Raw genomic sequence first — 13,084 nt, forward strand, 5'->3', positions numbered from 1 at the left:
CGGGTATATACACGTAATCATGTTGACCAGTGAATGCATCTGCACCCATCTGCGTCGTGCTGCCCGTGGGGTCAGTCGACATTATGACGAAGCGCTTGAAGGCTTCGGGGTCAATGTCGCGCAGTTTTCGCTATTGCGCCATTTGCGTCGTCTTGATCAGCCGAGCATTTCAACGCTGGCCGATGCCATGGGCCTGGACCGCAGCACCCTGGGACGCAACCTGCGAGTGCTGGAGGCTGAAGGACTGGTGGCATTGACGGAAGGTCGGGATCTGCGTAATCGCCTGGTGCTGCTCACTGACCAGGGACAGGCCTGTTTGCAGTCGGCCGAGCCGGCTTGGGAGAAGGCCCAGGCGCGCATGATCGAGACCTTGGGAGCAGGGCAACGCGATGAACTGGTACGTCTGCTTGAGCTACTTGCCTGAATTTTTTTCGACTTAAAGCGGGTATATACCCGCGTAACCTTGCAGCGTTGTGGAGAAAACAATAATGACATCGGTATGGCGAACCAGTGGTTGGATTCTCCTGGGGGCTGCGTTGATTCTGGCCCTCTCGCTGGGGGTGCGGCACGGCTTCGGCTTGTTCCTGGCGCCTATGAGTGCAGATTTTGGCTGGGGACGAGAGGTTTTTGCCTTTGCCATTGCCTTGCAGAATCTGATTTGGGGGCTGGCGCAACCTTTCGCAGGGGCTCTGGCTGACCGTTTGGGTGCGGCAAAAGTCGTGATGGTCGGCGGCATTCTCTATGCCGTCGGTTTGGTGTTGATGGGGATGTCGGATTCGGCTCTGACCTTGTCGCTCAGTGCTGGCCTGTTGATCGGCATTGGTCTTTCCGGTACTTCGTTTTCAGTAATCCTGGGTGTAGTCGGTCGTGCCGTACCCGCCGAGAAACGCAGCATGGCCATGGGCATCGCCAGTGCCGCCGGTTCGTTCGGCCAATTTGCCATGCTGCCCGGAACCCTTGGCCTGATTGGCTGGCTTGGCTGGTCGGCAGCCTTGTTGGTGCTGGGCTTGCTGGTAGCGTTCATTGTGCCGCTGGTGGGCTTGTTGAAAGATCGGCCGCTGCCCAGTCACGGTGTCGAGCAAAGTCTTGGCCAAGCGTTGCGTGAGGCTTGCTCGCATTCCGGTTTCTGGTTGCTGGCGCTGGGCTTTTTCGTCTGTGGTTTCCAGGTGGTGTTCATCGGTGTCCATATTCCGGCTTACCTGGTCGACCAGCATTTACCCGCCACCATTGGCACTACGGTGCTGGCGCTGGTAGGGCTGTTCAATATCGTCGGGACCTATACTGCCGGCTGGCTGGGTGGGCGTATGTCCAAGCCGCGCTTGCTGGCGGCGCTGTATTTGCTACGTGCCGTGGTCATTGTGCTGTTCCTCTGGGCACCGGTCACTCAGTTCAGTGCCTACCTGTTTGGCATCGCCATGGGCTTGCTGTGGTTGTCGACGGTACCCTTGACCAACGGCACCGTAGCTACGTTGTTTGGAGTGCGTAACTTGTCCATGCTTGGAGGGATTGTCTTCCTGTTCCATCAGTTGGGGGCATTCCTTGGTGGGTGGCTGGGCGGGGTGGTGTATGACAAAACGGGTAACTATGACTTGGTCTGGCAGATATCGATCGTGCTCAGTCTGATCGCCGCGGCGCTCAACTGGCCGGTGCGTGAGCGGCCCGTGGCGCGCTTGCAGGCACAAGCGGCATGAGTCGCTTTGCCTTGCGCGGGGGCCTGGCCTTGGCCTCGCTACTGCTGTTGGCCCTGATCTGGTGGGGCTGGCACGAAGGTGGCTTGGCGTTGATGCAGTTGGGCATGGGCGTGTGCTGAGCGTATCCTGCAAGCTACAAGGCTTGATCAAAGGAGAGACGACAATGCGCGCACGCTGGATGTTGGTTCCGCTGTTTACCCTCATGGCTGCGGCAACGGCGCAGGCAGCCGGGTGTCCGGCGCTGCTTGAGAAGCAAGGCAGCTTGCCGGAACTGCGCGGCAAGGAGCAGATCGACTTGTGCGAACGCTTTGCCGGCAAGCCGCTGGTGGTGATCAATACCGCCAGCTACTGCGGCTTTGCACCGCAGTTCGAAGGGCTTGAAAGCGTTTACAAGACCTACCACGAGCAAGGCCTGGAAATGCTTGGCGTACCATCCAATGACTTCAAGCAGGAAGACGCCGACCTGGAAAAGACCGCCAAGGTTTGTTACGCCAACTACGGCGTTACCTTCACCATGACCAAGCCGCAGCCAGTACGCGGCAGCGATGCGACAGCGCTGTTCAAGGAGCTGGCCGAGCAGAGCAGTGCACCAAAGTGGAATTTCTACAAATACGTGGTCGATCGCCAAGGCAAGGTCGTCGCCAGCTTTTCCAGCCTGACCAAACCTAATGATCCCGAGTTCACGGCGGCTATCGAGAAGGCCATCGCTTCACAGCCGTGAATTGCCTGGTCACTGGCTGGGATGAACGGTCCAGGCCACCAGTTTGAGCACAACCGGACGCACCACCAGAACGCAGGCAAAAGCCACCGGCATCGCAAGCTGATAAGCCTTGAATACATGGTTCAGGTAATTGGCGTCGATGCCGGTGGTGGCTGCTGTGATCACGAAGCACATCAAAAAGGCCATGATGGCTGACATATAGAATGCAAATACGTAAGGGGTGGCGCGCACGCCAAGCTTGCGTCGGCCGAGGCCGACCTTCTGTGTTGTCATGAAGACTCCTGGTGAATTTCGAGGTCGCAGACTAGCAAGCGCCCTTGAGCGCAGGTAGACGAGGCGGGCTTAGGTCTTTATAAAGAAAACCTTACGAATGCTGGATTGATCTGCATGAACCTGCTGGGCTCGATTAAAAGTTTTATCAAAGTTGTCGAAGCAGGCAGCATCGCCGGGGGCGCCCGGACCTTAGGGTTGAGTGCGGCAGCAGTGAGCCAGAACGTTGCGCGCCTGGAGGGCCATCTGCAGGTCCGACTGTTGTCGCGTACTACCCGTAGCATGGCATTGACGCCAGAGGGCGCGTTGTATTACGACAAGGTCAAGCACATCGAGCGCGACCTCGAGCAGGCCTATCTAGCGATCACCACGCCTGACAGTGAGCCCAAGGGGCGTTTGTGCATTGCTTCGACGTCGGCTTTTGGTCGTCATGCCGTGGCGCCGTTGATTCCTGAGTTCAGTGCTCGCTACCCGCAGCTTTCGATTGAACTGGTTACGAATGACAGGCGCGTCAATCATGCTCAGGAAGGCGTGGATGTCAGTATTCGTATCACCCCGCAGTTGGAGGATGGCTTGCTGGCGCGCCACATTACCCGAGTCCCTTTTATTTGCTGCGCCTCACCTGTGTATCTCGCCCAGGCCGGCTGGCCAGGTGCGCCGGAAGAACTCAAGCAGCATCGCTGCCTGGTGTTTCGTTATCCGGTAGACGGTCGATTCTTGCGTTGGAGATTTGTCCGCGATGGCTTGCGTTTCGATGCTGAGTTCGGGGACGTGCTGATCAGTGACGACATCGACGTGCTTACCCAAATGGCCATCAACCATGGCGGAATCGCTCGTCTTGCAGACTTCGTCGCCCGACCGTTGATCGAGAGCGGGCAGTTGGTTGCGCTTTTTGAGTATTCACAACCTGATCAGGTTTATGTGCAGGCGGAACCGATGGATATCTATCTGTGTGTCGCCGATCGTTTTGCCATGACACCCAAGGTGCGGGTGTTTATGGATTTTCTTCAGGAGCGTTTAGGCAACCTTTCGTCGTCTGATACGAGGGCATAAAAAAACCGCCCGAAGGCGGCTTTTTCAGCGAGCTGAAATCAGAAGCGGTAGGTGAGGGAGGCACCCAGACCGTGAGCACTGTTTTCATATTTGCCGCTGTAGGAGCCCTTGGTTGGACTGCTCAGATCAACCTTGGTGTCCTCTTCCCACAGGTAGGAATAGGCCAGGTCGATCGTCATGTCGTCTGTTGGGTTGTAACCGGCACCCAGACTGAACACTTTACGATCGCCAGTTGGGATGCGTGGCGAGCGGTCGTGGTTGTTGGTTGGCGACTGGTCAACCGAGAAACCGGCGCGCAGGGTCCATTCCTTGTTCAGCTTGTAGGCTGCACCAATGGCGTGCGCCCAGGTGTCATGCCAATTCTGCTCTTCGCTGATCTGGCCAATTGCTGGGGCGAGTGGGCCAGGAACGCCTTTGTTGTTGACGGTGATGGCTTCCAGGCGGCTCCAGCGGGTCCAGGTGCTACCGGCATAGAGGGTCCAGTTGGCATCCAGTTCGTGGGTAACCGAGAAGTCGACCGATTCAGGGGTTTTGATTTTCAGCGAAGCATCGAATTTGTTGCCGCTGAACGGACCAAAGCCCTGTCCGCTGATCTTGGTATCACCCTCAAGTTTGTAGTCGACCATCGAGTGATAGGTCAGGCCAACACGAGTGCTATCAGTCGCTTGGACCAGGACACCGATGTTGTAACCGATGGCGGTGTCATCGCCAGAAATTTTCACCTTACCGTCGTTGGTACCCAGCGGGCGACCATTCGGTACAGCGGATTCCAGAGTGCCATCAATGCGGTTGATGGTTGGGCCGAAACCAATCGATACCTTGTCGTTGAAGGCATAGCTGATGGTCGGCTGCAGGGTCACGACTTGAACTTCGCTCTTGCTGCCGAAGTAACGGCCGGCAAAACCGCTTTCATAATCGGTGACCAGGCCGAAAGGTACGTACATACCGATACCGAAAGCCCAGTGCTCATCGATAGGTTTGACGTAGAACCCCATAGGTACGCCGACAAACGGCACCATGTCGCCGTCGTTGCTACCACCGAAGGTGCCTTGGCCATTCTTGATGTCGGTTTTGGCAATAATGGCTGCGCCACCAACGGTGACTTGTTCGCGCTTGAGGCGCGACATACCGGCAGGGTTGCCGAATACAGTGCTGGCATCATCGGCAGATGAGGAACGCCCCGCAAAGCCTGTGCCCATACCGCTGACGCTTTGTTCGTTGAGGGCAAAGCCACTCGCGAACAGTTGAGTCGAAGCAAGCGTGACGGCCAGGCCAAGAGAGGTTTTGAGCATTACTTTTTTCATTATTAGAACTCCTTGATATCTCCGGGGCGAAAATTACCAACATTTGGCCCGCAGCGCTATAGCGCCGTATCGCAGGAGATAGAGCGGTTTTGTAGGACAATCCGACCAAATTTGTGGGATTTTTCTGAATATGGAAATTGGTGATTGCTAGCAGGCTTGGAGGGTCACGGGGGCGACGCAGTTTTGCCAAGCGCAGGTAAAGTCGCGCAGGCGTCCTTGAGGGTGAAATGTTTGGCGCCAAATTCGTGCCAGACCCAAGAGGTCGTCGGCAGCAGGAAGTGTTGGGGCTTGTTCCTCGATGAGCATCCAGGCAATGGCTGTGGCGTAGCGAAGGTTGACCGTCAGCTCCAGGTGCGGGCCGCTGAGGAAGGCGTGCTGGCTGGCCAGGCCCCGGACCAGGCTGGCCAGTTCGGGGTCACGGGCGAGGAACTGATCCCAGACGCTTTGGTGGCGCATTTCGCCGATACGGTAGAGACCGTGGCCGCGTCGATCGTGTAGCGCGGAGCCGAGGGCGGATTGGCTGGCGGCAACACCCAGCAACAATGCTTCAGCGCTTGCGCAGTGACGGCCCAGGTAAATCAGGGTCGGGCGGATGACAAATTCACTTAACTCGCTCGCGGCGATACCCATAACACCCTCGAACATTGTTTTGGCCGGCGGACACTGGAGCTTGGCAGCTGGTGAGTCGGACAGGCCCGCCGGAAGCGGTGATGGCCGCTTGAGTTGAAGTGTAGTGTCATATTCGCGGTGTAAAGGCCTGTTTTTAAAACATTTGCAGCTTTTGGTTATAAATCATATGCCGTGTGGTGATTAGCGCTTCGCTTGCTATGGGCATAAAAAGGGTTCTTCGTGTTATCCCTGGTGGGTGATTCTGGGAGTGGACTGGGCGGGACTGGGATTTGAGGCTTATCCATTCAGTGCGGCGCCGCTGTCGGCCCCTTCCGCCCTTACGGCGGGTCCCTTTTGTCTTGGCAAAAGGAACCAAAACCGCTTGCTCCTGCATACGGCCCTACGCTGCGCTTCGGGTCCCCTCGCTACGGCACCTTCCAGGGCGACGCGGCCTACGACTTGCTTCGCCAAGTCTACGTCTCGCGTCTTCGGCTAACGCCGAAGGTGCTGCGCACCGCCCCTACAGGCACCTCCACTCGGCCTGCTGAAGTCGCACTCCACGGCGCCTGAGCTGACGTGCATGAAGATCAAGATCCAGATCAAGATCAAGATCAAGATCAGGTTGTGGATTAGCTCGCAGTCTCAATCCCCAAGCAGTCCAGTCAGGGGTTGTAGTCGCCGGGATTCCGTAACGAGTTATAAAAAAGCCCCGCGAGAGGGCGGGGCTTGAGCTGCTGCAGCGAAGCGTGAATCAGGCCACCAAGGCCTGACGGGTACGCTCGATGACCGCCTGAAGCGGTTCGGACTGGCTGTACTGCTCGGGGTACAGACGCTCGCTGTGACGGGCAATGCCGTGCTCGTTGACCAGGGTGAAACTGAAGCCACCTTTGCGCGATGCCATGATCAAGCAGTTCAGTGGCGCAAATGCCTGGGATAGGGTGCGAATGGCAGCCTGAGTATGGATAGAGTTAGTCATAGTTATTAGGTGTTCCTGCAATAGACACGGTTTCGATCCGTGCACACTTAAAACGTTCCAGTAACGCCGGGATTTAGTCGGGGCGAAGAACCTGACTGGAACAGAGCAGCCAGTTTTGGGCGCATTTATAATGTGGCGCTGGGGCTGACTGGTAGGTACGTCAGAGGGCAGGCAACACACCGGGTCGAGGTTCTATGCCACGGGGTGAAGATCCTGATCAATCTGCAGGTTGGTTCGGTCAGAGTAATAAGTGGTTTACCTGGGAACCATCAAGTGGGCCGGTCCTTGTTTCAACAGGTGCGGCTTCAGGGTGAAGTGGACCTGTAAGGACTGCTTTGGCCAGAATTGACTTTCAGCTTGGTACTAACGGCGGCAAGAATACAGCAATTGCCGTGCCTAGGCAAGCATGCCTGGCTTTTCATTCGGGGAGCCGGCCAGTATCTCGTGTTTTGACCGCGCTGTGAAGGCCTGTGTAACGGGCGAAACGCCGCGAACGTGCCAATTTCGTGCGGGGAAATGCGTTTCTGTACGGTGGTTGTACACACTTGAGGCAGCAGCTGTCACAGCTTTGCAACCGCAGGGGGGGAGACTGCCAATGACTTGGCTGAACACTTAAGTCAATGAAAAAAAACACTAATTTTAGCTGGTGAAAAAATCGACAGTTTGAGCCAAAGCCCCGTTTCATGGGGGTTTGCGGCCCCTTGGAGGGGGTTGTCCACCGAGTTATCCACAGCTTCTGTGGATTGTCCCGAGCGCTTGCTCTAGGACGGGCGTGCTAGGTTTTTCCGATCTGTCTGACAATCTGTTCGCAGGCATCCGCCAGCTGAAAAAGCGTTGTCCACGGTCAATAACTCAACATGGAAATATTTTGTAAAAAGTATCCGTGAGGCTCGGGTCATTCTCGGAAAAATGGAGTAGAGTGGCGCGCCTCTCGAGTTGCCTTCGCTGTCGTTATGAAGTTTCGCGCTAAAATTCCTGCAATTTCTTCAGTTCCCCCGCCTGTCCCTGAGCCAAAGCGCTTCTCCTTGAAGGTTGCCTTGTGGCTGCTCGACAATCCGCGCCTGGGTGACAATCCGAACGTCAAGCATTTTGCTGGGCGCTTGCTGAAGCAGCCGGCACGCCAGGGTGTGGTCGTTGCGCAAAGTCGACTTGGGCAGATGCTTTGTCGCGATTGTGGCAATGCCCGCGACCGGCGTATCGGCCACGACCTGCTGCGCCAGGCCGCTCGAGCGGGTGACCGGCGTGCCCAGCTTGAATTCGGTCGTCTGTGTGCGCTACCGCAGCACAATGAACTCGAACAGGCACGCTACTGGCTGGAGCAGGCTTCGTCCCAGGGGTCGCAGGAAGCCAGGCGCTTGCTCAAGCAATTGCCCGATGCCTGACGCGGCGCAGCGGCAAGGCTGGTAAGCTCAGGCGCTGATTTCAGGTGGGAGTGTTCGGGTGGCAATGGCGTTGGATTTGACCAGCATCGTACTGGGTGTCGTAGCGGCCACTGTGCCGTGTCTGGGCTGGTTGTTCCAGCAGCAACGGCGTCAGGCCGCGCGCGAAGCGCAGGCGGCGCTGTTGGAGGAGCGCCTGAGCAGCGCACAGTTGGCCCAGGAAGGTTTGCTCGCTCAACTTGATGCCTGCCGCGACGAAATCAGTGACCTGAGCCAGGCCAATGCCGCCAAGCAGGCGACACTTGCTGCTCAAGCCCGTGAACTGGAGTTGCTGCAGATCGAGCGTGACAACGCTCGCGACGCCAGTCATGCCTGGCAGATCGAACGTAACGCCCGAGAGGCAGAGTTACGCCGCCTGGACGCGCACAGTGCGGCCCTGGCTGCTGAACTGCGTGAGCAGCAGGAAAGCCACCAGCAGCGTCTCAACGACCTTCAGGGCTCTCGCGATGAGCTGCGGGCGCAGTTCGCCGAGATGGCGACGAAGATCTTCGACGAACGTGAGCAACGTTTCGCTCAAACCAGCCACCAGCACCTTGGACAATTGCTCGATCCGTTGAAAGAGCGTATCCAGGCGTTCGAAAAGCGCGTCGAGGACAGCTACCAGCAGGAGGCGCGCGAGCGATTCTCCCTGGCCAAGGAACTGGAGCGCCTGCAACAGCTGAACCTGCGCCTCAGTGACGAGGCGACCAACCTGACCCAGGCGTTGAAAGGCCAGAAGACTCAAGGCAATTGGGGCGAGTTGATTCTGGAGCGCGTGCTTGAGCATGCCGGACTGGAGAAGGGCCGTGAATACCAGACCCAGGTCAATCTGAAGAGCGCCGATGGTGAGCGTTTTCAGCCCGATGTGCTGATCATGCTGCCTGGCGACAAACAGGTTGTGGTCGATTCCAAGGTTAGCCTGACGGCCTATCAGCAGTATATTGCCGCTGACGACAGCGACATCGCCCAGGCCGCGCTCAAGCAGCATGTGCTGTCGTTGCGCAATCATGTCAAAGGCTTGTCCGGCAAGGATTACAACCGCCTGGAAGGCTTGCATAGCCTGGATTTCGTCTTGCTCTTCGTGCCAATCGAGGCGGCATTCTCCGCTGCGCTGCAGGCCGAACCGAATCTGTTTCAGGAAGCCTTCGACCGCCAGATTGTGATTGTCAGTCCAACCACACTGTTGGCTACCTTGAGGGTGATCGACAGCCTGTGGAAGCAGGAGCGCCAAAGCCAGAACGCGCGGGAGATTGCCGAGCGTGCCGGCTGGCTGTACGACAAGTTCGTGCTGTTCATCCAGGATCTGGACGAACTCGGCAGTCGCTTGCAACAGGTAGATAAGGCCTACAGCGCGGCGCGCAACAAACTCTGTGAGGGGCGTGGCAACCTGATCAGCCGTAGCGAGCAGCTTAAATTGCTGGGCGCGCGAGCGAGCAAAAGCCTGCCGGCAGATTTGCTGGAGCGGGCCATGAGCGAAGGCGACCCGTTGGCCGCCAGTGCCCTTACTGGACCAGACTCAGGTGCCGATTGAGCAGGGCGCGCAACGCGGCTGGCTTGACCGGCTTGGCCAGGTAGTCAAGGCCTGCAGCATGCACTTGCGCGACGGTTTCACTGCGACCGTCGGCGCTGATCACCACACCGGGAACGGGTTCGCCAAGGCTTTTGCGTAACCAGGCCATCAACTCTGTGCCGGTATCGCCTTCGTCCAGGTGATAGTCGACCAGGACCAGGTGCGGGCGCAGGCCCTCTTCCAGGAGTGCTTGGCATTCATTCCGGTTGCGGGCTGTCCAGACCTGGCAGCCCCAGCGGCTGAGCAGGCTGTTCATACCGATCAGAATGCTGTCTTCGTTGTCCACGCACAGCACCTGCAAGCCGGCCAGGGGCTGTCCGGCTTGTTCGGTCGGCGCGCTGACCACAGCGGCAGGTGTTGTCGCCAGGGGCACACTGACCCGGAAGACACTGCCCTTACCGGGCCAGGAGCGTACTTCCAGGCTATGGCCAAGTACGCGGCACAGGCCGTCGGCAATGGCCAGCCCCAGACCCAGGCCTTTTTCCGCGCGCGTCTGATGACTGTCCAGGCGCTTGAACTCTTCGAAAATCACTTGCAGCTTGTCGTCGGCAATTCCGGGGCCACGGTCCCAGACTTCCAACCACAACTTGCCGGCGTTGCGACGCACCCCCAGCAGAATCGGGCCCTTGCCATAGCGGAAGGCGTTGGTAAGGAAGTTTTGCAGGATGCGCCGCAGCAACTTCATGTCGCTGTGCACCCGTAGGCGGCTGCCACGCACGCGAAAGTCCAGGCCTTGTTGCTGGGCCAGGACCTTGAATTCGGCGCCCAGGGTGTCGAACAGTTCGTTAAGGGCGAACGGCTTGGGATCGGGATTGATCTTGCCGTTTTCCAGGCGCGAAATGTCGAGCAGATCACTGATCAATTCTTCTGCCGAGCGCAACGAGCTGTCCAGATGCTGGACCAACTGCTGGGCGTCCGCTGAGAGCCCGTCGCCTTGATGTGAGAGGGCGGCGGAGAACAACCGTGCAGCGTTCAATGGCTGCATCAGGTCATGGCTTACGGCAGCCAGGAAGCGGGTTTTCGACTGGTTGGCGGACTCGGCATGGCTCTTGGCCTCGGTCAGCGCCTGGTTCAATTGCGAGAGTTCCTGGGTACGCTCGGTGACCCGTTGCTCAAGGCCTTCGTTGGCATCCTTGAGCGCTTGCTCGGCTTCGCGGAACGGGGTGATGTCGGTGAAACTCATGACAAAGCCGCCGCCAGGCATTGGATTGCCGATCAGCTCGATGACGCGACCGTTGGGAAACAGCCGCTCCGAGGTATGCGCGCGGCCCTGACGCATCCAGTGCAGGCGGCGGGCTACGTGAACCTGGGCTTCACCCGGCCCGCAAAGACCGCGCTCGGCGTTATAGCGGATGATATCGGCAATCGGTCTGCCGACACTGATAAGGCCGTCCGGGTAGTTGAACAGCTCCAGATACCGGCGATTCCAGGCTACCAGCAGCAGGTTCTGATCGACCACGCTGATGCCCTGGCTGATGTTTTCGATGGCGCCTTGCAGCAGTGCGCGGTTGAACTGCAGGACTTCCGAGGCTTCGTCGGCGATGCGCACGACATCCTCAAGCTGCATATCACGGCCTTCGATGGCCGCCTTGACCACGGCTCGGGTCGAGGACGCCCCCAGCACGCCCGCCAGCAGGCGCTCGGTATGCTCGATCCAGTCACCGTCGGCATTCTGGTTGGGGTTGAAACCCTTGCCCTGGCGGTAGGCAAAACGGATGAAGCTCTGGCGCGCGCGTTCTTCACCGACAAAACGCGCGGCAAGGTGCAGCAGGTCGTCAATTTGCACCGCCAGCAGCGAGCGACTGTTGGGGCGGGCACTGGTTTGCTGACCAATGAAGCGGCCGGCCTGCCAGTGTTCGGAGACGCGGGTGCGCGACAGGATCGAGACCCAGGCAAACAGCGTGAAGTTACCCGCCAGCGACAACACGACACCTTGGGTTAGCGGCGTGATCGGCAGGTTCAACGGGTTGCCATGCAGCCAGGCCAGGCCAGGAAACAGGTCCAGTGACCAGCCTACGCTATGGGCGGCGATCGGCAGGACCAGGGTATAGAACCAGAGGAAAATCCCCGCTGCCAAGCCTGCGAACACGCCCCGGCGGTTGGCCTGTTTCCAGTACAGGGCACCGAGCATTGCTGGCGTCAGCTGGGTTACTGCGGCAAAGGCGACCTGGCCGATGGTGGCCAGGCTGGCCGTGGAGCCGAGCAGTCGATAGCTGACATAGGCCAGCAGGAGGATGGCGACAATGGTCACCCGGCGTACCGACAGCATCCAGTGACGGAACACTTCGAATGGACGCTCGGCGTTGTTGCGCCGCAGCAACCACGGCAGCAGCATGTCGTTGGACACCATGGTCGACAGGGCCACGGCTTCGACGATAACCATACCGGTGGCGGCAGAGGCACCGCCGATGAACGCCAGCAGCGCCAGGGTCGGATGTGCTTCGGCCAACGGCAGGCTGATGACGAACGAGTCGGGTATGACTCCTGGCAGGAGCATTTGTCCGGCCAGGGCAATAGGCACCACGAACAGCGCCGCAAGAATCAGGTACGTCGGGAATACCCAGCGCGCCAGGCGCAGATCCTGCGGTTCAATGTTTTCGACCACGGTGACGTGGAACTGTCGCGGCAGGCAGATGATCGCCATCATCGCCACCCCGGTCTGGACCACCATCGAGGGCCAATTGACGGTTTCGTTCCAGAATCCTTCCAGGCGCGGCGCCAATTTCGCTTGGCTGAACAGGTCGTCGAAACCGTCATACAGGTAGAAAGTAACGAAGATACCGACGGCCAGGAATGCCAGCAGTTTGACCATCGATTCGAAGGCGATGGCCAGGACCATGCCGCGGTGGTGTTCGGTGACATCCAGGCTGCGGGTACCGAACACGATGGAGAACAGTGCCAGTACCAGCGAGACCACCAATGCAGTGTCTTGCACGCGGCTGCCGGTGGCGTCGGCGCTGGCGCCGATCAACAGGTTCACGCCAAGCACAATACCTTTGAGTTGCAAGGCAATGTACGGCAGTACGCCCACCAGGCAGATCAGCGCCACCACCACCGCCAGTGACTGCGACTTGCCGTAGCGGGCGGCGATGAAGTCAGCGATCGAGGTAATGTTTTCCTGTTTGCTGATTAGCACCATTTTCTGCAGCACCCAGGGTGCAAACAGCAGCAACAGCACAGGGCCCAGGTAGATGGGCAGGAAGGCCCAGAGTTGTTCGGCGGATTGGCCGACCGCGCCGAAGAACGTCCAGCTGGTGCAGTACACCGCCAGCGACAAGCTGTACACCCAGGCGCGCAGGCGCGGTGGCAACGGCGTTTTACGGCGGTCACCATAGAATGCGATAGCGAACATGATGGCCATATAGGCCAGGGCGACCACGGCGATCAGCCCACTGGACAGCGACATGACTACTCCGAAACAAAAATATGCTAGAGCCGTCGGCGTAACGGCGAATCTCGATTAATCAGTCTG

General features: G+C 58.6%; 12 protein-coding genes. 7 read left to right on the top strand and 5 right to left on the bottom strand.

The window, feature by feature from the left end:
* Positions 1-19 precede the first annotated feature (19 nt).
* The 4 genes from V0R60_RS10595 (at position 20) to V0R60_RS10610 (ending at position 2,412) form a co-directional block, all read left to right on the top strand.
* Entirely contained in the window at positions 20-424 is a 405-nt protein-coding gene (locus tag V0R60_RS10595; RefSeq protein ID WP_330079641.1) for a MarR family winged helix-turn-helix transcriptional regulator, read from the top strand.
* Between the two features lie 64 nt (positions 425-488).
* Positions 489-1,691: an MFS transporter gene (locus V0R60_RS10600; protein WP_330079642.1), complete on the top strand. Its 1,203-nt coding sequence runs from the start codon at positions 489-491 to the stop codon at positions 1,689-1,691.
* Positions 1,688-1,810: a hypothetical protein gene (locus V0R60_RS10605; protein ID WP_330079643.1), complete on the top strand. Its 123-nt coding sequence runs from the start codon at positions 1,688-1,690 to the stop codon at positions 1,808-1,810. Before V0R60_RS10600 ends, V0R60_RS10605 begins: the two co-directional genes overlap by 4 nt.
* 44 nt (positions 1,811-1,854) lie before the next feature.
* A complete protein-coding gene (locus V0R60_RS10610; protein ID WP_136475003.1) occupies positions 1,855-2,412 on the top strand; it encodes a glutathione peroxidase in 558 nt (185 codons plus the stop codon).
* A gap of 9 nt (positions 2,413-2,421) precedes the next feature.
* Here the strand turns inward: V0R60_RS10610 and V0R60_RS10615 are convergent, their stop codons facing one another.
* Positions 2,422-2,685: a DUF2798 domain-containing protein gene (locus tag V0R60_RS10615; protein WP_136475004.1), complete on the bottom strand. Its 264-nt coding sequence runs from the start codon at positions 2,683-2,685 to the stop codon at positions 2,422-2,424.
* Between the two features lie 114 nt (positions 2,686-2,799).
* Here V0R60_RS10615 and V0R60_RS10620 point away from each other — a divergent pair, with 114 nt between their 5' ends.
* Complete coding sequence (locus tag V0R60_RS10620) at positions 2,800-3,735, top strand: LysR family transcriptional regulator (RefSeq protein WP_330079644.1); 936 nt, start codon at positions 2,800-2,802, stop codon at positions 3,733-3,735.
* A gap of 38 nt (positions 3,736-3,773) precedes the next feature.
* Here the strand turns inward: V0R60_RS10620 and V0R60_RS10625 are convergent, their stop codons facing one another.
* The 3 genes from V0R60_RS10625 to V0R60_RS10635 form a co-directional block, all read right to left on the bottom strand.
* Positions 3,774-5,039, bottom strand: a complete 1,266-nt coding sequence (locus V0R60_RS10625; RefSeq protein ID WP_330079645.1) for an OmpP1/FadL family transporter — start codon at positions 5,037-5,039, stop codon at positions 3,774-3,776.
* A gap of 147 nt (positions 5,040-5,186) precedes the next feature.
* Positions 5,187-5,669 (bottom strand): hypothetical protein, encoded by a 483-nt coding sequence (locus V0R60_RS10630; RefSeq protein WP_136478885.1) that lies wholly within the window; start codon positions 5,667-5,669, stop codon positions 5,187-5,189.
* Positions 5,670-6,399: 730 nt separating this feature from the next.
* A complete protein-coding gene (locus V0R60_RS10635; RefSeq protein ID WP_136475007.1) occupies positions 6,400-6,624 on the bottom strand; it encodes a hypothetical protein in 225 nt (74 codons plus the stop codon).
* Positions 6,625-7,577: 953 nt separating this feature from the next.
* Between V0R60_RS10635 and V0R60_RS10640 the strand changes: the two genes are divergently transcribed.
* Positions 7,578-8,006, top strand: coding sequence for a tetratricopeptide repeat protein (locus tag V0R60_RS10640; RefSeq protein WP_136475008.1), 429 nt, complete (start codon positions 7,578-7,580; stop codon positions 8,004-8,006).
* 178 nt (positions 8,007-8,184) lie between these two features.
* Positions 8,185-9,573, top strand: coding sequence for a DNA recombination protein RmuC (rmuC, locus tag V0R60_RS10645; RefSeq protein ID WP_330079731.1), 1,389 nt, complete (start codon positions 8,185-8,187; stop codon positions 9,571-9,573).
* On the opposite strand, the gene V0R60_RS10650 is transcribed toward rmuC, so the two are convergent.
* Positions 9,545-13,018 (bottom strand): hybrid sensor histidine kinase/response regulator, encoded by a 3,474-nt coding sequence (locus V0R60_RS10650; RefSeq protein ID WP_136475009.1) that lies wholly within the window; start codon positions 13,016-13,018, stop codon positions 9,545-9,547. The genes rmuC and V0R60_RS10650 overlap by 29 nt on opposite strands.
* Positions 13,019-13,084: the final 66 nt, after the last annotated feature.

The sequence above is a fragment of the Pseudomonas auratipiscis genome (assembly GCF_036324085.1).
GTDB lineage: Bacteria > Pseudomonadota > Gammaproteobacteria > Pseudomonadales > Pseudomonadaceae > Aquipseudomonas > Aquipseudomonas auratipiscis.